Raw genomic sequence first — 18512 nt, forward strand, 5'->3', positions numbered from 1 at the left:
ATAAGGCGCATTCCTCCATGAGCCAGACGACCAGCCTTGCGCTTCAATCGGACAAGCCGGACATCGTGCCGTCTTTTCCGGTCGTGATCAATCCGGAGCCCGGCGCCCCGGATGCGGTCGCGTATGTGCGCAATCACAAGGACCGGATTGAAGAGCTGGTCACGGAACACGGTGCGGTGCTGCTGCGCGGCTTCGATGTTCGCGAACCCGGGCAGTTCTTCGACATCATTTCTCAGATCTCCACCGAGATCCTGAACTATTCGGAGCGTTCCTCGCCTCGCCACGCGGTCAGCGACCGGGTCTACACCTCGACGGATCATCCGCCGGACCAGAACATCGAACTGCATGCCGAGCAGTCCTACACGCTGAATTGGCCGTGCTTCATCTGCTTCTTCTGCCACACGAGGCCTGGCACCGGCGGCAACACGCCGATCGCCGACAACAGGCGCATCCTGAGCCGTCTTCCGAAGTCGCTGGTCGAACGGTTCGAGGCCCATGGCATCCTGTACCAGCGCACTTACACGCCCGGCCTCGGCGTGAGCTGGCAGACCGCCTTCCAGACCGAGGAACCCGCCCAGGTCGAAGCCTTCTGCAAGGAGCGCGACATCGACTTTCATTGGGACGCGGAAGGCCGTCTGAAGACGAAGCAGTACCGCTCAGCCTTCCAACACCACCCGGTGACCCAGGAAAAGCTCTGGTTCAATCACGCCCTTTTCTTCCACGTCACCAGCCTCGAACCGCACATCACCGAAGCCCTGATCGAAGCGGTCGGCTATGAAAACGTCCCGACCAACACCTTCTTCGGCAATGGAGAGCCGTTCTCGCCGGAAGACCTCGCCGCGATGCGGCAGGCGGTCGCCGCCGAAAAGCGCAGCTTCGACTGGGTGAAGGGCGACGTCCTGATCCTCGACAACATGATCTGCCAGCATGGGCGCGATCCTTTCTCGGGCGAGCGGCGCATCTACACTTTGATGGCACGGCCCTATCAGTCCATTCGGTCCCCGCTGACCCTCCGCCGCTGACGGCATCCCGCCCGATTACCGCTCAATGGAGACGATTCCAATGTCGGAGACGATTCCCATGTCCGCGAAGTTCACGGCGCCCGAATTGAACCCACGTACAGTTGCCGTCGACCGCCCCGTTCCGTCGGCTTTCGTCGATGAGACCGAAAAGTTCATCGCCGTCATCGAGGACGGCACCCGGTCGCGGCCGCTGCCCGATTACATCCGCAAGCACAAGTCCGAGTTGGACGAGATGATCGCCACGCATGGCGGCGTCCTGTTCCGCGGCTTTGCGGTGGAAACCCCCGTGCAGTTCCGCGATGTCGTCACCGGCTTCGGTCGCGAACCGCTACCCTACCTGGAGCGTGCCGCGGCACGGACGGAGGTCGTGAGCGGCGTCTTCACCTCGACCGAGTTCTCGTCCTCGAACTGGATCGAGCTGCACCACGAGATGTCGTTCGCGCAGCGGATCCCCGAGAGGATCTTCTTCTACGCCGATACGCTCGCCGAGACCGGTGGGGAGACGCCCGTCGCCGACGAATATCTGGCGACCGCGCGCATCTCTCCGGCGATCCTGAAGGCCTTTTCGGAGCGCGACGTCCTCTACACGCGGAACTTCCGCAGCGAGATCGACATGGACTGGCGCTCCGCCTTCCAGACCAACGACCGCGCCGACGTCGAAGCCTATTGCCGCACCAATGACATTTCCTTCGAATGGCTCGGCGAGGATCACCTGAGGACGCGGCAGCGGCAGAAGGCCTTCGCAGTGGAGCCGGGCACGGACCGGAAGCTGTTCTGCAACCACGCCCACATCTTCCACAGGGCCGCGCTGAACCCGGCGCTGCTCGCCGCCCTGGTGGACGCATACGGGGAAGACCTGCCGCGCAACGTGCAGTTCGGCGACGGCTCCCCTATCCCCGACGAGATGATCCTCGAGATCCGCGGCATCTACGAAGACTGCCTGCGCATTTTTCCCTGGGGACACCGGGACGTGATGATCCTCAACAACGTCCGCTGCCTGCATGGCCGCGCGCCGTTCACGGGGCGCCGGACGACGCTGGTCTCTATGACGAACCTGATCTCCAGGAGAGTGTGATGGATACGCTTGAACAGACCGAACCGGCCCCCGCCGCGATCAAGAACGAGCCGGAGGGCCCGAAGCGGCCGGTTCATCCGGTGATCCGTCCCGACGCGACGTCGATCATGGACCTGTTCGCGCAAACCGTGGCCGAAATGCCCGAGGCGGAGGCCTTCGTCGCCACGGACCGTTCCTACAGCTTCGCCGAACTGGCGGATGCCGCCGCCCGCCTCGCGGCGGAGCTGGGCCGGCGCTTCCAGCCGAAGGACCGGATTCTGATCTTCGCGGACCGGTCGTTCGACGCGGCCGCGGCGATGTTCGGCCTTCTTCGCGCGGGCATGACCTGCGTGCCGATCCTGAAGGATTTTCCCGATGACCGCATCCGGCACATCCGGACGGTCGCCAAGGCGGCCGGGGCTGTTTGCGAACCATCCGAGCGGGCCCGCGCCGAAGCCATCCTGGACGTTCCGGTCCTGCCGGTGCTGGGCCATCCGCCGTCATCGGACAGGCCGCATCCGGGCTCGGGCGAGGATGAGGCCTACATCCTCTTCACCTCCGGCTCGACCGGAGAGCCCAAGGGCGTGGTCGTCGCCCAGCATTCGGTCGTCAATCTCCTCAGGGCGCTGAAGGAACGCATCTTCACGCCGGCCGAAGGGCAGCTGCGGCTGTCCGTCAACGCGCCGCTGGCGTTCGACGCATCGATGAAGCAATTCTTCCAGGCCGCGCTCGGGCGCACATTGGTTCCCGTCCCGGCCGATGTCCGCGCCGATCCGGAAGCCCTGATCGACTTCGTGGCTGACCGCCGGCTGTGGGCGCTGGACGTCACACCGACGATCCTGAAGGCCATGATCGCGGCGGGATTCGGCAGCCGGCCCGAGATGTTGCCCAAGGCCATCCTGGTCGGCGGCGAGGCCATGGACCAGGCCCTTTGGGACGAGGTCCGGCAGTGGACGTCCTGCGACGTCTGGAACGTCTATGGACCGACCGAAGCCACCGTGAACACGCTGGTGGCGCGGGTGAAGGACTTCGCGCGCCCCACGCTGGGCTATCCGCTGAACGGCGTTTCGGTGGCGTGCATCGACCCCGACGGCTTCGAGCTGCCGGTCGGCGCCGACGGAGAGCTCCAGATCGGCGGTGCGGGCGTGGCCATCGGCTATATCGGGGCATCCGCGGACGAAAACGCGAAGTTCTCGACCGCCGCGAACGGCGCCAGATGCTACGACAGCGGCGATTTCGTCCGCCGTCTGCCGGATGGCAGCTTCGAGTTCCTCGGGCGCCGCGACGATCAGGTAAAGGTAGCCGGGCAAAGGCTGGAGCTGGGGGAAATCGAGGCCTGCATCAAGCGCCTGCCCGGCGTCCGGAACGCCGCCGTCCTGATCGACAAGAGCGTCGAGGGAGACCCGCGGATCGTGGCCGGCGTGGTGGTGGACCGGCTGCCGTCCTTCACCGAGGCCAAGGACGAGCTGGTGGTCGAGGTCCCGACAGGGCATCGGATTTCCAGCATCAACGTCAACGAGACCACCTACCAGTTCAAGGAGATCTTCGAGGACCGCATCTACGTCGATGAGGACATCGTTTATCCTGAGGACGCCGTTGTCGTGGACGTCGGCGCGAACATCGGTCTGTTCAGCCTGTTCGTGTCCACATACATCCCGAAAGCCAAGGTCTATGCGTTCGAGCCTCTGACGCCCATCCGCCGGCGGCTGGAGCTGAACATCGGCCGCTATGCTTCCAACGTGTCGATCTTTCCGTACGGACTGTCCGACACCGAGCGGGAAGAGTCCTTCACCTACTATCCCGGCTATTCGATGATGTCGAGCCAGCAGGCCTATGCGGATGCATCGGGCGAGCGGAACGTCATCAAGAGCTACCTGACGAAAGCCGCCGAGAGCGGCGACCAGTCGGCAGCGCTTCTGGTCGACAACCTCGACGAGGTTCTGGAGGGGCGTTTCGACGCGGAATATCACCCGTGCCGCCTGCGCCGTCTCTCGGACGTGATCGACGAAGCCGGCATCGAGCGCATCGACGTCCTGAAGATCGACGTGCAGCGCGCGGAACTGGACGTCCTGCGCGGCATCGAGCCGCGCCATTTCGGGATGATCAACGCCATCTCGATGGAACTGCACGACGACCCGGACGGGATGACCGGCGGCCGGCGGGCGGAAATCACCGCGTTGCTAGAGCAGGCCGGCTTCGTCGTCAAGGCGCAGCAGGATCCGTTCCTCGTCGGAACGGACCGATGGAACCTGATCGCGTTCCGCGAGGACGCGCGCGGCGGAACCCAGGTCCGCACGGTGCGCTTCCCGAAGGGAACGACCGTTCCGCGCCGTGAAATCACCGAGGCGACCGTCCTTTCTGCGCTGCGCACCACGCTGCCCGCTTACATGCTCCCGCGGACGATGAAGATCCTGCCGGACCTTCCCAGAACTCCGCAAGGCAAGCTGGACAAGCGGCGTCTGCTTCAACTGATCGATGCTCAAGACACGGGCGACACCATGACTTCAACACTTGTCAAAACGGAAACCGAAACCGCCCCGCCGCGCGCCGAACCGAAACCGGACACCGCCGCGCAGGCCGAGACGCTGCTGACGATCTGGCGGGAGGTGCTGCGCAAGCCCGACCTGACCGTCAATGAAGACTTCTTCAACAACGGCGGCGATTCCATCCGCGCCATTCTGATGCAGTCCAAGGCGCGCGCGGCGGGCATCGCCATCAGCCTGAAGGACCTGCACGCCAAACCGACCATCGCGGGCCTGCTGCCGCACGAGGCTTCAGCTTCGGTGGCACCCGCTCCGGCCGCCCCCGCCCCGGTGGTCTCCGTTCCGCGCGCCGAGTCGAAGGTGGACACCGCCGCGCAGGCGGAACAGCTCCTGGCGATCTGGCGGGAGGTGCTGCGCAAGCCCGAGCTGACCGTGGACGATGATTTCTTCAACAACGGCGGGGACTCGATCCGCGCCATTCTGATGCAGTCCAAGGCGCGTGCGGCGGGCATCGCCATCAGCCTGAAGGATCTGCATGCCAAGCCGACGGTCGCCGGCTTGCTGCCGCACCAGGCTCCCGCCACTCCGCCTGCCGAACCGAAGACGGACACCACCGCGCAGGCGGAAACGCTGCTGACGCTCTGGCGGGAGGTGCTGCGCAAGCCGGACCTGACCGTCAATGACGACTTCTTCAACAACGGCGGCGATTCCATCCGCGCCATCCTGATGCAGTCCAAGGCGCGCGCGGCGGGCATCGCCATCAGCCTGAAGGATCTGCATGCCAAGCCGACCGTCGCCGGCCTGTTGCCGCACGGGGCCGATGCCCCGGCGAAGGCCGCGGGCGATGCGGGCGGGATCGCCCCGATCCCGGCGAGCCGGCAGGACGTCCGCCGCTGGCCCGCGACCAGCATGCAGCGCCTGAAGCTGCTCGCCTCGATGACGCGGGACGACGCCCAGGTCTTCCACAACGCGACCATCACGCCGGTTCTGCTTCCCTTCGACGCGGAAAAGTTTCGGCGGGCCCTGCACGCCATCCGCGCGGCTCACCCCGTGCTCACCTCCCGGGTGGAGTTCGAGGACGACGGCGTTTCCTTCGTGTTCGAGCCGCGCTCGGTCAACGGCGACCATGGCTATGAGAACCTGACCGCACTTTCGCACGCCGAGCAGGAAGCGCTGATCACCGACCGCGTGTTCAGCGAGCGTGCGAGCCGCTTCGATCTGCTGAAGGGCGGGCTCGTGCGCTTCGGCGTCTTCGAGCGGTCGCCGCAGGTCTTCGAGATCCTGGTGGCCGAGCACCATGCCGCGCTCGACGGGTACAGCCTGAACGCGATCGTCCGCGAACTCGTGGAGCGCTATTGCGACATCGCCGTCGAAACCACCGACGATCTGACGGTCTTCGCGGCAGTGACCGCCAACGAGAACGAGGCAGACGGCAGCCACGAGACGCGCGCCTTCTGGGAGACGCGCTTTGCCGAGGTCGCCGCGCCGAAGCCCTTCGCGCGCCCGCGCCGGCGTTCGCAGCCGGCCCGGATGAAGCAGGTCAATGTCCTGGGTTCCGAAGAGTTCTTCCCGGTCCTCCACGCCTGCTCGCGGCGGGCCGGGCTTTCGACCAAGGGCATCCTGTTCGCCCTGCACGTCGAAGCCCTGCGCGAGGCGTTCGGGGACAAGCCGTCCCAGATCGGCGTGGTGTATTCACTCCGCCCGGAGGTCGAGGGCTCCCTGGCCGCAATCGGCAATTTCCTGAACGTACTGCCGGTTCCCACGGCGCGGCGGAACGACCTGCTGGCGGAAGCCCGGAGCTTCGACCAGTTCGACCGGGCCGTTTTCCCGCACAAGGCGGTTTCGCACGACCGCCTGTCGGGTTGGCTCGGTGCCCGCGCCGAGATCAACACCGTCTTCAACTTCATCCAGTTCGCCGAGCCGGACCGGAAGAAGGGCGACAAGCACGAGACGGAACGTCGCTTCTTCGCCGTCGATGCGATGATGCCCCTGTCGGTCGATTGGGACCTCTCGGCCGATCGTCTCAACCTCGGCTTTCAATATGATGCGGAACGGCTGGACGAGAGCCTCGCGCAGAAGCTCAAGGCCAGCTTCGAGCGAGCGGTCGCGCGGTTCATGCAGGCCGAGACAGGGCAGCAGGGCCGGTTCTCCGGTGATGGGACCCGCGAAACGGTTCTCGGCATTGTCGCCAAGGGCCTGCCCTACGCGCCCACGGACGGCGAGCTTCTGGCGGACCTCGGTTTGCATTCGCTTCAGATGGTGCGGGTCGCGCGCCAGATCATGGATGCGTTCGCGACGACCTTCACCCTGGCGGATTTCCTCAAGCTGGAGACTGTCGGGGACGTGGTCGCGTTCTGCCGGGGCTTCGACAAGGCCGTCCAGGCGGTCTTCGTCGAACTGACGCCTCCGCAACCCCGCGGCGTGAAGGCGCAGCTGATCGGCTTCCCGCAGGTCGGCGTCGCCCCGTCGGTTCTGGACCCGTGGTGCGATCGGGTGCCGGATGGCGTCAGCATCCACGCGTACCGGTATCCGGATTTCAACGCCTCCGATTTTTCGGCCGTCTCCTTCGACCGCTTCGTCGGCGCAATGGTCAAGGCCCTTGCGCCGCTGGCGGGGGCGCCGATGGTCTTCGTGGGCAGTTGCTTCGGCTCCATCCTGGCCTACGAGGTGGCCCGCCGGATGACGGAACAGCCGGTCGGACTGGTTGTGATCGGCTCCGGCGCGCCGACCGTCGGCGCTCCGCCTCCCAACTATCACCTGTTGTCCGACGGCGAGCTGAAGAACGAGTTGATCCGCATGAAGAGCATGCCGGAACAGTTCCTGAGCGACGACGACCTGCTCGCCCAGGTGTTCGTCAAGCTGCGCGGCATGTCGAAGCTGGCGGCCAGCTACCGGCCGGACCCCAAGCCCCTGCGCCGGTGCGAACTGACCTCGATCTGGCCGCGCTACGACGTCTCCTGCGGGCGGCAGGACATGATCGGCTGGAGCAACCTGACGGACGGCCGCTTCACCTTCGCGGAGATCGAAGGGGAGCATGCCGTGATCATGGAGAACCCGCTCGCCGTGTATGAGCTTTCCGGCCTGCACGGCTTGCTGCGGGACCTGGTGTCCGCCAAGGCGGTGGCATAGCCGGACCGACCGCATCCCGGCTGCCGTGAGACGAACTGTCACATGGCGGCCGGGTGTGTCGGCGGATGATTTTTACAACCTCTGCTCACTATCGGCGTCCCCCGGGATTCTCATTCCGTCGCCGCAACCACACATGTCGGAGGACAAATCATGCCTGTGATCGTTTTTGAATCCGGAGCGCTGACGAAGGAGGTCAAGGCCGAGCTGATCCAGCAACTGACGGATATTTCCGTGAAGATCACCGGGATTCCGAAGGAGCTTTTCCTGGTGTCGATCCACGAACTGCCGGACGAGGACATCGCGGTTGGGGGCGTCACCGTCAAGGAACTGAAGCAGCGTCTGGCCGAGCAGCGCGCGCGGAACGAGGGCGCCGGGACGGTCTCGGAAGGCTGATCCGACGGCCCCGACCGGAAGAGGCATGTCGAAGCTGAAGGGCCGGAGCGCGCATCGCCCATCGGAATGGATGCCCTCCGGCCCCGCACTCCCCGACAGCCTGATTCTGCTGCGATTTCAAGACCCCAAGACGATCGGCGTCCGAATGAAGATCCTAGTGCTCAGCCAATTCTCCGATATCATCGAGAACGAGATACCGAAGCGCGACCTGGAGATCGTCTACCACCGCGACGTTCGGACCTTCAACATTTATAAGTTCTATGCCGAATACCCTTTCGATTTGCTCATCTGCTTCGGGTATCTCCGCGTCCTGCCGGTCGCCGACCCGCATTTCGGCAAGGTTCGCTTCGTCAATCTGCACACCAGCCTGCTGCCCTACGGGCGCGGTTTGAATCCGAACTTCTCCAGCTGGCTGAACGGCGAGCCCCATGGGGTGACCATTCACGAAATGGACGGTAGCTACGATACCGGCCGGATCATCTGTCAGAAGAGCCTGAGCTTCGACATCGAACGCGAGACGCTGAGGTCCACCTACTACAAGAAGATACTGTCCGCCATCGAGCTTCTGGCCGAAAAATGGGATGACATCATCGCCGGCAACTATGTGACGACGGCCCAACCGGACGGCCCCGGCTCACTGATGACGCTGCAGAAGCTGCGCTCCTACGCCCAGGTCCTGGACACCTACAACGACCAGCCGTTGATCGACTTCCTGAAGGCGGTCGAGGACGGGCGGATCGTGGCGGAAAAGGCCTAGCCCGGAAGCCTAGGCATGATCCGGCTTTGCGAGATGCGCCTCGACATGGACGCGCCCGGAGGACCACTGGCCTTCGTGACGGGAGCATACCGCGTACCGGACGGGGCGGTCTTCGCCCACGGCGACATCACGTTGCCGGAGGCGCTGCGCAGGGCCGTGCCGAAACGCCAGATCGAGTTCCTGGCCGGACGGACCTGCGCCGCACGGGCTCTGGGGCTGCTCGGCCTCACGCCCGCTCCGCTGCCGGTCGGCGAGGGGGGAGCGCCGCTTTGGCCTGGGGACGCGGTGGGCAGCATCTCTCATTCGCAGGGCATGGTCGTGTGCATGGCCGGGCTGCGCCCCGGTTACCTGGGCCTGGGCATCGACATCGAGCATGTGGTCTCCAGCGACGACGCGACCGCGTTGGCGCCGGACATCGCGACGGAGCGCGAATTCGCTCTGCTGGCGCCGTTCCACGAACGCCGCATGGCGTTCACCGTTCTCTTCTCCGCCAAAGAGGCCGTCTACAAGGCGATCCACAGCCGCGTGCGGCGCGTCGTAGAATTCAACGAGGTCACCTGCACCGAGGCATCCGCGTCGGCGCTGAGCTTCAGGCTGCGGCCGGAGCTGGCCGGAGAGACCGGCTTGTCCGGACAGGTCGGCGTCGTGGTGAAGACGTCGGAAGACCATTGCGTGACCCAATGCCGGCTGTGACGACGCGCCCCGGCAGCAGCCCGCCCTCACACGGCGACCGAGCGCTCCTCCCCCTCGTCCGCCCTGCTGTCGAGCAGGTTGCGAAGGGTGGTCAGCGCGCGGGTCAGGTCGGCGCGCGATGGTCCGCCGAGGCACAGGCGCAGGCCGGAGTCGCCGACGTCCGGATCCGGCATCACCGCGGTGGGCGGGGTCAGAATGACGCCCGCCGTCGCCGCGCGGCGGGCCGTCCGCTCGGCGGCGAGGAGAGGCATGGGCAACCAGGCGTGGAAACCGGCGTGGTCGCACGGCACGCGCAGTTCGGGCAGAGTCTCGCGGGCCGACGCCATGCGCCACGCAGCTTCCATGCGGATGGACGTGCCGATGGAGACCACGGTGCCATCGACGACCCAGCGCTCCAGAATGGCGCAGGAAATCGGCGATGCCATGGAGCAGGTGGCCTGGAGCCCGGCGCGGGCCGCGTTGAGGTATGCCGGCGGCACGGCCAGCAGGCCGAGACGCAGTCCGGGGCTCAGCGTCTTGGAAAGGCCGTTCACATAGAATGTCCGCTCCGGCATGAGGTCGGCGAGCGTCGGGAGGTCGCGCGGCGCGAACAGCGAATAGATATCGTCTTCGACGACGAGCACGTCATGCGCCCGGCAGATCCGCACAATGTCGGCGCGCCGGGCGGCTGCCATGCTGGCGCCTGTCGGGTTGTGCAAGGACGGCGTCACGTAGACGGCGCGCCGGCCGGCGTCGCCGGCCGTGGCTGCCAGTGCCGCGTCGAGCGCATCGGCCCGCAGACCCTCGCCATCGAGAGCGACCGGCGTCATGGCGATCCCGGCATGCCGGGCGAGCGAGATCGCACCTGGATAGGTCACCGCCTCGGTGAACAGCCGGCCGCCCGTACCGAGTGCGACGGCGAAGGCAACGGCCAGGGCATGCTGCGCACCGTTGGTGATGAGCAGCCGGTCGGGCGGAACCTCCATCCGATGACCGGAAAGCCAGCGCGCCATGGTGCGGCGATGCGCGAGGCTGCCCATGGGCGGGTGATAGCTGCCGAAGGTCGCCGCATCCATCTCGCGGGCGAGCGCCTGAAAGGTGGCGGCGAGCAACCGGTCGGCCAGCATTTGCGGCGGCGTGTTGACGGACATGTCCACGACGTTCGGCGCCGCGCCGGTGCCGCCGGCAACGAACATGCCCCGCCCGCGCTCACTCTTCACCAGTCCGCGGCGCTCCAGCAAGGCATAGGCGCGGGTCACGGTCACCAGCCCGATTCGCAAGCGGTAGGCAAGATCGCGATGCGACGGCAGGCGCGCTCCGGCCGGCACGACGCCTTGGACAATGTCGTCGGCCAGGGCCGCCGCCAGCCGTTCATGGATCGGGCCGGGGACATCGGCCATTCGCGCCGACCAAGGCGAGGCAAGACGCATCGAAACACCCTAATAGTGTCATATGACGCAATAACGTTATACTCAAGAGTGTCATGGTTTTAGGGTCGCGGCAATGCAGTCGTTCCTTGAGGACGCTTCGATGACGTTCGAACTCATTCTCACCTTTGCTGCATACGCTTTCGTCACTTCGATAACTCCGGGACCGAACAACACCATGCTCCTGGCCTCGGGCGTCAATTATGGGCTGCTGCGGACGGTTCCTCATATTCTCGGCGTCAGCCTGGGTTTCGGGGCCATGGTGTTCGCGGTCGGCTCCGGCCTTGGCAGCCTGTTCGTGGCTTTTCCAGCCCTGCACACCGTGCTGCGCTGGGTCGGGGCGGCATACCTGCTCTGGCTCGCCTGGAGGATCGCCGTTTCGGGCACGATGAAAGACGAGGCCACGAACGCCAATCCGCTGACCTTCCTTGAGGCCGCAGCATTCCAGTGGGTCAATCCGAAGTGCTGGGTGATGGCAACGGGCGCCATAGCGACCTACATGCCGCCGACCGGCGACGTGAGCGATCTTATGGTGATCACCGTCCTGTTCTGCCTGATCAACGGTCCCTGCGTGGGATCGTGGGCCGGGTTCGGGGTGGTGTTGCGGCGCTGGCTGAGCGACCTGCAGGCCAACCGGTTCTTCAACGTCGCGATGGCCGTTCTGCTCGTCCTCTCACTTCATCCGCTTCTGACCGAAGGGATGTGGTGAGCGTCCGGCCTTCCGCCCCCCTCCCCCGCCGCAATTCGCCGATCACCGTAGACCAAGGAAGAAAGGAAACCACCGTGACCTCCATGAATCGTCGCGCCGCCTTCATGGGCGCGGGCTTTGCCACTCTGGGCCTCGTCGCCGTGTCGTCTGCCGCACACGCCCAGGCGACGGAAAAGCCACCGGCCGCCGCCGCGCCCGCGGGATCGCACCCCGTGACCGTGGTGTTGCGGCTGAGCGCCAAGGATCCCGCGGCCTTCAAGGCGCATCTCATGAAGACGGTTCCCGTGACGCGGGTCGCCTCCGGCTGCCGCTACAGCCACTCCTTTCAGGAGCCCCAAAATCCGACCGAGTTCATCCTAATCCAGGGCTGGGACTCAGCCGCGCAGCAGCAGGCCTACGTCGCATGGCGCAAGCAGACCGGTGACCTGAAGCTGCTCATGGATTTCCTGGCTAAGCCGCCGATCGTCGAGACCTTCGAGCTTTTCGACGCCTGAGCCGCGGTCTCGTCATGCCCACATCCCGGACTGCGGGATGTGGGCGCGGTCCAGGCCCGGTCGGGCGCTGGTTCACAAAGCCATTCACGCGCCGGCTTCGACCTGCCCGTCGCGCAGCGACACCGCATGGTCGAAGCGGCCGAAGATCGTCTCGTCGTGCGTGACAACCAGGACCGCGGCCTGCTGTTCAAGGGCGAGCCGGCGGAGCAGGTCCATCACCATGCCGGCCCGTCCGGAATCGAGCGCCGCCGTCGGTTCGTCGGCCAGGATGATGCGCGGGCGGTTGGCGAGCGCGCGGGCGATCGCCACCCGTTGCGCCTCCCCGCCGGACAGCCGCGACGGCAGCGACGCGCGGCGGTGCCCGACCTCCAGATAGTCGAGCAGGGCCCGTGCCCGCCGCCGCGCCTCCTGGCTGGAAACACCAGCCAAATCAAGGGCCACGGCGACATTCTCCTCGGCGGTGAGGAACGGCAGAAGATTGTGGAACTGGAAGATGAAGCCGATCTTCTCCAGGCGAAGCCGGCGCAGGTCGGATTTCAGCCAGCGGCCGTCATAGACCGTCTCGCCGTCCAGCTCCATGCGGCCGCGCGTCGGCTCGACGATGCAGCCGATCAGGTTCAGGAGCGTCGTCTTGCCGGAACCGCTGGGACCGAGCAGACCGACCACCTGCCCCGGATAGACCCGCAGATCCGTATCCTTCAGCGCATGCACGGCGGCCTCGCCGCTGCCGTAGGTCTTGGCGATTCCCCGAAGCTCGACGAGCGGCGGCGCCATCGCCTCAGCCTCCGAGCGCGGTCGCAGGATCGACCTTGAGCGCAAGCCGGACGCCGAGCCCGCTCGCCACCACACAGAGGACCAGCACCGCCGCTCCCAGCAACAGCGCATCGTCCGGCAGCAGCAACAGGCGGCGCGGGAAATGATCCTTGGCGAGCAGGATGAGCAGCGTGCCGGCCCCCCACCCGATCGCCCCCATGGCAAGCGCCTGCTGCACGATCAGGGCGACGATGGTGCGGTCGGGCGCGCCGATCAGCTTCAGCGTGGCGATGGCCTTCACCTTGTCCATGGTCATCGTATAGAGGATCAGCGCGATCACCACCGCCGACACCGCCATCAGCAGCGCCGTGAACAGGCCGATCTGCCGGCGCGCCTTCTCGACCACCGACTTCAGCAGCAGCCCCTCCTGCTCCCCCTGGGTGAGCGCCGCGATGTGCTTCCAACGCGCCGCTTCCGCCGCCACGCGGGCCTCGGGCACACCGGGCAGCATGCGCGCCACCACCGCGTTCACCGTGTCGAGCCCGGCCGGCAGGCCGCCGCGCGCCAACTCGCGGCGGGCGGCCGGCGGATCCAGTTCGAACTGCACACGCTGGCTGTCCCGCAATGTCAGGTGGACGACCGGATCGCCGCCGGACGCGACGATGCCGTCGGTCAGCCCGACCACCTCGTAGACGTCCCGTCCCAGCCGCACGCGCTCGCCGATCTCCAGCCCGGCGCGACGGTCGGCAAGCATCTCATAATGGCTGCGGGTGATCGGCCGGCCGGCGGCGAGGCGCCCCGGCTCTCCGGGCCGGCCCGTCTCGTAGCCGACGACATACAGGCGCAACATCCGCCCGCGATGCTCCGTTTCCACCGACTGGAAGGTCAGCGAGCCGGCCGCGGCCACCCCGGCCAGCCGCGCCACCGCGTCACGGTGATCGCCGGGGATGCGCGAGGCCTCCGCGAAGGGTCCGCGGGTGCCGGATTCGACGATCCACAGATCGGCTCCGGGCTGGCGCACCAGCGTCAGCGCCTCGTCCACCAGCCCGCGATAGATGCCGATCATCGACAGCACGACACCCAGCAACAGGCTCAGCCCCAGGCAGGTCAGCAGGAAACGGCCGAGATTGTGTCGGACATCGCGCACCGCGAGGTTCATGGCACCGTCTCCAGCGGTTCGGCGCGCCGGCCCTCGCGCAGGCCGGACACCGGGGCGACGACCGGTAGCGCCCCGTCGGACAGGCCGCCGGTCACTTCCAGCCGGCCGTCCAGCGTGTGGCGGCCGAAGCTCAGCGTGCGGCGGGCGAGCCGGCCCTCCTCGACAGTCCACACCATGCCGTTGCGCCCGTCGAAACGGTCGACCGCCGCCTGCGGCACCAGCACGGCGCGGGGCAGGGAACCGACGGCAATGGTCGCCTCCAGCTGTTCGGCGAGGTGGACGCGGGACGGGCAGACCTCGCATTTCAGGTAGACCTTCCGCTCCTCGGTGACACGGTCGCTCTCCAGGTCGATGCGCACCACGCGCGCCGCGAAAATCCGGCCGGGCAGCGAGCGCAGCCGCACCGCCGCCGCCTGCCCTTCCGTCAGGCCGCCGGCCGAGGCCTCGTCGATGTGGACCAACGCCCAGACACTGTCCGGTGCGATCAGGGTGAACAACGGCTCGCCGGGATTGACGGCGGCACCCAGCTCCTTGTGGCGGGCGATCACAAGCGCCTCGAACGGCGCGGTCAGGGTGTAGCTGTCGAGTCGCGCGGATTCGTACCGCAGCCGCGCTTCGGCGTCGGCCACCGTGGCATCGGCAAGCGCAAGGTCGGATCGCGCCAGCGCCAGTTCCGCTTCGGCGACGCGCAGGTCGGCGGCACTGTCCTGCGCCACCTCCACCGACACGCTGCCTTTGGACAACAGCTCCTGCCGTCGTCCGGCGGCCTGCCGACGCTTGTCGAGCAGCGAGTTCGCCTTGAGGATGGCAGCCTCCGCCTTGGCGCGCGCCGCGCGGGCCTGTCCCAGCGCGGCCTCCGCCTCGGCGACGCGGGCGTCCTGCTGGCGGGTGTCGAGCCGGGCGAGAACAGCGCCCTTCGGCACGCGGTCCTCGTGGTCGGCGAACAGCCCCGTCACCGTGCCGGCAACCTCCAGCCCGACCGCCGAGCGCACGCGCGCCTCCACCGTACCGATGCCGTAGACCTCAATGGCGACGTCATGCTCGACCGCTGCGACGGCGACGGCGACAGGGCGGAGCCAGACCGCCCACCCTCCGGCGGCGAGGGCGCCGGCGACCAGCATCAGCACGAGTCCCAAGCGCCACCGACGCATCACCGGATTCCTCTTGGCCATTCCTCCACCGCAGGCATCGTACCCCCCGGCCCCGGCCGTGTCGGTGAGACAGTCACCGACGCAGCCGGGGCGAAACGCCGCACGTCGCGGACGGAAACGACCCGTCGGTTAGCCGCAAGCATCGGGACCAGGGCACCGAGAAAGCGGCATCGCGGCCACTACGCCGCGTCGACGCGCTCGAGCTTGGCGGGAATGCCCTGGCGGACCGCGGTGCCGGCGATCGGATCGACCCACACCGAGGCGCCCGCCCGGGTCGGATCGACGAGGCCGAGGTCGTTCAGGTTGATGCCCGCGGCGATCTCCGGCACGTCCGGCTGCCGGCGGTCGCCGATCAAATGGGCGCGGGCGCCGAATTCCTTGTGCCCGAAGCCATGCTCCACCGCGAGGACACCCGCCATGACGCCGTGGCGGACGATGGCGGTCGCCGATTCGGTCCCGCCCGGCGTGGCGATGCGGATGCGGTCGCCGGTCTCGATGCCCAACCGGCGGGCGTCCTCGACGTTCACGCCGACCGGGTTCTCCGGGTGCAAGTGGCGCAGCCGCGTCGCCCCGATCATGTAGGCGCTGACCAGCACCGACTTGGAACTGACCAACTGGAAAGGCCAGTCCTCCGGCGGGTGGACACGGCTCACCGGCGTGCCGTCGGCGAAGACCGGCGGCATCCAGGCGGCCGTTCCCGGCCAGCGCCTGCCGGTGATGCTGCTCTTCGACGTGCCGACCGCCTCGTTGTAGACCAACAGCCCACCCTTGAAGCGATGGGTCGCCTTGTCGCCCTCGAATCCTTCGGCCTGGTTCTGGCAGCGTCCGCCGCGGGCGAGGATGAAGGCGACCTTGCGCCACTCCTCCTCCTTCAGCGTGGCCTTCAGCGCAGGCAGGACGCGCTCCACACCGGACCAGGCGATGTCCTCGTCGGAGGCGTCGGGCACCGGCTGCTTGCCGAGCCAGGCAATGTTGGCGCCGCCCCGCAGGTACCAGTCCTCCGGCCGGTTCAGGGGATGCCTGTTGCCCACCATGTCCTCGATGGCATCCGGACCGAAGCCCGGCAGGCCCAGGCGCTTGGCCGTGGCGATCAGGAAGGTCTCCATCTGGACATGCTGCCCGTCCGCCAGCGCGGCGGTGCGGGGGTCCACCACCGGCCAGCGCGCGGTCGTCGTCTTGGTTGGCACGCCGGCCCAGGGCGATGCCCAGCCCCAGGTCTCGTACAGCACCGTGTCGGGCACGATGTAGTCGGCGAAGGCCGAGGATTCGTTGATGAAGGGGTCGATGGCCACGATCAGCGGCAGCGCCTTCGGATCCTTCAGCTTCACCTCGACCGCCGCGCGGAGTCCGGGGATGCCATAGACCGGGTTGCTGTTCCACAGGAACAGCGCCTTCAGCGGGTATGGATAGCCGTCCACGACGCCGCTGGTCAGATACTCGGTCGTCAACTGCGGCGCATTGGGGTACCAGGGCGCCTTTGCCGGGTAGGGCTTGCCCCCCTCCTTCTTCGCCTTGAACTCGCTCGACCTCTCATAAGGCACCGGACGGCTGATCGCGATGCCGGACGGCTTCACGGCGCCGGGGAAGCTGGCGAGCTTGTAGCGCGGGCCGTCCTGTTCATCCGCGAACCGACCGCCGCCGAAGATGGTGCCGCCCTTCCAGTTCAGGTTGCCGATCAGCGTGTTCAGCGTGACCACGCCGAAGGCATTGTAGAAGCCGTTGCCCGCCATCATGCCGCCATGGGCGTTCGCGGCGGCCTTCTTGCCGTGGCTGGTGAACTCGTGCGCCAGACCGGCGATGACGTCGGCCGGGATGCCGCAGATCTCGGCATAGCCGCGCAGGTCCATCCTTGAGGCCTCGTCGCGCAGCAGGGTCAGGCTGGTCTTCACGGCGAGGTCGCCGCCCGGCGCCGCCACCCTGCCGTCGTGGAACAGCGCCGCCGGTCCCGCCAGGGCGTCGTGGGCCGCAGGCGTGCCTGCCGGGTCGAGCACCACGAAGGCGTCCTTGTCGCCGTACCGCTCCTTCTCGTCCAGCGTCACCCACCCCATGTCGGAGGCGCGCAGCATGCGGCCCTCGCGCGGGTGGCCCTTCTGCACGATGACGAGGTGCGAGGCGTTGCACCAGCCCGCCTCGCCCGCGGCCTCGGCGGCCTTGCCGTTGGGCTGGGACAGGTAGTTGGCGTCGATGCGCCCGTTCTCGAACATCCAGCGCATCAGGCCCATGACCAGCGCGCCGTCGGTGCCCGGCCGGATCGGGATCCAGTTGGAGCGTTCGGCCGCCGCGCGGTTGTCGGCGTTGGTCAGCACCGGATCGACGACGACGTAGTTCAGCACGCCGTCGGTGCGCCCCTTGGCGAGCAGCATCGCTTGCCGCTTGAACGGGTTGCCCGCGTTCGACGGCGCGGTGCCGATGAACAGCACGAATTCGGCGTTCTGCAGGTCCGGCTTGGCGTGCGGCATCTTCTTGGCGTCGCCAAAGACGGCACCGGAGCCGGAGCGGTAGGCGCCGCCGCAGTAGGAGCCGTGGCCGGCGAAGTTGATGGTGCCCAGCGCCTGATTGAAGAAGCGCCGCACGAACGGCTCGCGCCCGTCGTTCACCGACGACAGCAGGGCTACCTGGTTGACCTTCGGTCCCAGTTCCGGCGCCGCCGGGTCGATGGGGGTCTTGATGTCGCGCAGAGCCCGCAGGCCGTCGACATGTCCCTCGCCGAACAGGTCGCCGCCTTCGGCGATCTCCTCGACCAGTTTTTCGAAGGCGATCGGCTCCCACCGTCCCGAGCCGCGCGGTCCGACGCGCTTCATCGGCGTGGTGACGCGGAACGGCGAGGTCAGCATCTCGAGCGCCGCGTTGCCGCGCCCGCAGGCGGTCGAGCGGCCCTGAAGTCCCTTCTCGTCCAGCCGCGACAACGACTTGAAGCTCTCCCTGATCGGCGTGCCGTAGGGCAGGAAGGGGTCGGTGGACAGCGGGCTGTAGGGGTTGCCGGCGACGCGCAGCACCTTGTTCTTCTCGACGTCCACGCGGACGCGCACGCCGCACAGCGTGGTGCAGCCGAGGCAGGCGACGTTGGCGACGATCTGGCCGGGCGTCAGGGCGATGTCGCCGCTCTTCGGATCGACGCGGAACTCGGGCTTGGGCGCGTTGCCGGAGATGGCGTGGTCGGGTCGTTCCCCGGCCCAGGCGCCCTTCACCAGCTTGCGGCCGGTTTCGGAGAATCCGCCGACGAAGGCGGCGAGCGCACCGCCCGCGGCGGTGGTCTTCAGGAGGAGGCGACGGGTGATGGACATGATGGTGACTCCGTTGATCCCCTGC

13 protein-coding genes are annotated in these 18512 nt (G+C 67.2%); 8 read left to right on the forward strand and 5 right to left on the reverse strand.

Annotated elements, in window-relative coordinates:
• The first annotated feature begins 17 nt into the window (after nucleotides 1–17).
• The 6 genes from J2Y49_RS21630 (at nucleotide 18) to J2Y49_RS21655 (ending at nucleotide 9531) form a co-directional block, all read left to right on the forward strand.
• The gene (locus tag J2Y49_RS21630; protein ID WP_310117019.1) at nucleotides 18–1022 is read left to right on the forward strand and encodes a TauD/TfdA family dioxygenase; all 1005 of its coding nucleotides are present in this window, start codon (nucleotides 18–20) and stop codon (nucleotides 1020–1022) included.
• Between the two features lie 58 nt (nucleotides 1023–1080).
• Nucleotides 1081–2097: a TauD/TfdA family dioxygenase gene (locus tag J2Y49_RS21635; protein ID WP_310117020.1), complete on the forward strand. Its 1017-nt coding sequence runs from the start codon at nucleotides 1081–1083 to the stop codon at nucleotides 2095–2097.
• Nucleotides 2098–2204: 107 nt separating this feature from the next.
• Nucleotides 2205–7688: an FkbM family methyltransferase gene (locus J2Y49_RS21640; RefSeq protein ID WP_310117129.1), complete on the forward strand. Its 5484-nt coding sequence runs from the start codon at nucleotides 2205–2207 to the stop codon at nucleotides 7686–7688.
• A gap of 150 nt (nucleotides 7689–7838) precedes the next feature.
• Nucleotides 7839–8081, forward strand: coding sequence for a 4-oxalocrotonate tautomerase DmpI (gene dmpI, locus J2Y49_RS21645; protein WP_149224374.1), 243 nt, complete (start codon nucleotides 7839–7841; stop codon nucleotides 8079–8081).
• Nucleotides 8082–8106: 25 nt separating this feature from the next.
• A complete protein-coding gene (locus tag J2Y49_RS21650; protein WP_310117021.1) occupies nucleotides 8107–8838 on the forward strand; it encodes a formyltransferase family protein in 732 nt (243 codons plus the stop codon).
• Between the two features lie 15 nt (nucleotides 8839–8853).
• A complete protein-coding gene (locus J2Y49_RS21655) occupies nucleotides 8854–9531 on the forward strand; it encodes a 4'-phosphopantetheinyl transferase superfamily protein (RefSeq protein WP_310117022.1) in 678 nt (225 codons plus the stop codon).
• Nucleotides 9532–9557: 26 nt separating this feature from the next.
• Here the strand turns inward: J2Y49_RS21655 and J2Y49_RS21660 are convergent, their stop codons facing one another.
• Entirely contained in the window at nucleotides 9558–10910 is a 1353-nt protein-coding gene (locus J2Y49_RS21660) for a PLP-dependent aminotransferase family protein (protein WP_310117023.1), read from the reverse strand.
• A gap of 130 nt (nucleotides 10911–11040) precedes the next feature.
• On the opposite strand from J2Y49_RS21660, the gene J2Y49_RS21665 reads away from it, so the two are divergent.
• Nucleotides 11041–11646 (forward strand): LysE family translocator, encoded by a 606-nt coding sequence (locus tag J2Y49_RS21665; protein WP_310117024.1) that lies wholly within the window; start codon nucleotides 11041–11043, stop codon nucleotides 11644–11646.
• Between the two features lie 74 nt (nucleotides 11647–11720).
• Entirely contained in the window at nucleotides 11721–12140 is a 420-nt protein-coding gene (locus J2Y49_RS21670; protein ID WP_310117025.1) for an antibiotic biosynthesis monooxygenase, read from the forward strand.
• An 84-nt stretch (nucleotides 12141–12224) separates the two neighbouring features.
• Here J2Y49_RS21670 and J2Y49_RS21675 read toward each other — a convergent pair whose 3' ends face one another.
• The 4 genes from J2Y49_RS21675 to J2Y49_RS21690 form a co-directional block, all read right to left on the reverse strand.
• The gene (locus J2Y49_RS21675) at nucleotides 12225–12914 is read right to left on the reverse strand and encodes an ABC transporter ATP-binding protein (RefSeq protein WP_310117026.1); all 690 of its coding nucleotides are present in this window, start codon (nucleotides 12912–12914) and stop codon (nucleotides 12225–12227) included.
• A 4-nt stretch (nucleotides 12915–12918) separates the two neighbouring features.
• The gene (locus J2Y49_RS21680) at nucleotides 12919–14052 is read right to left on the reverse strand and encodes an FtsX-like permease family protein (RefSeq protein ID WP_310117027.1); all 1134 of its coding nucleotides are present in this window, start codon (nucleotides 14050–14052) and stop codon (nucleotides 12919–12921) included.
• Nucleotides 14049–15203, reverse strand: coding sequence for an efflux RND transporter periplasmic adaptor subunit (locus J2Y49_RS21685; RefSeq protein WP_310117028.1), 1155 nt, complete (start codon nucleotides 15201–15203; stop codon nucleotides 14049–14051). Before J2Y49_RS21685 ends, J2Y49_RS21680 begins: the two co-directional genes overlap by 4 nt.
• A gap of 179 nt (nucleotides 15204–15382) precedes the next feature.
• Entirely contained in the window at nucleotides 15383–18487 is a 3105-nt protein-coding gene (locus J2Y49_RS21690) for a molybdopterin-dependent oxidoreductase (protein WP_310117029.1), read from the reverse strand.
• Between the last annotated feature and the right edge of the window lie 25 nt (nucleotides 18488–18512).

Origin of the sequence: Azospirillum sp. BE72 (genome assembly GCF_031455875.1) — a bacterium.
Lineage (GTDB): Bacteria > Pseudomonadota > Alphaproteobacteria > Azospirillales > Azospirillaceae > Azospirillum.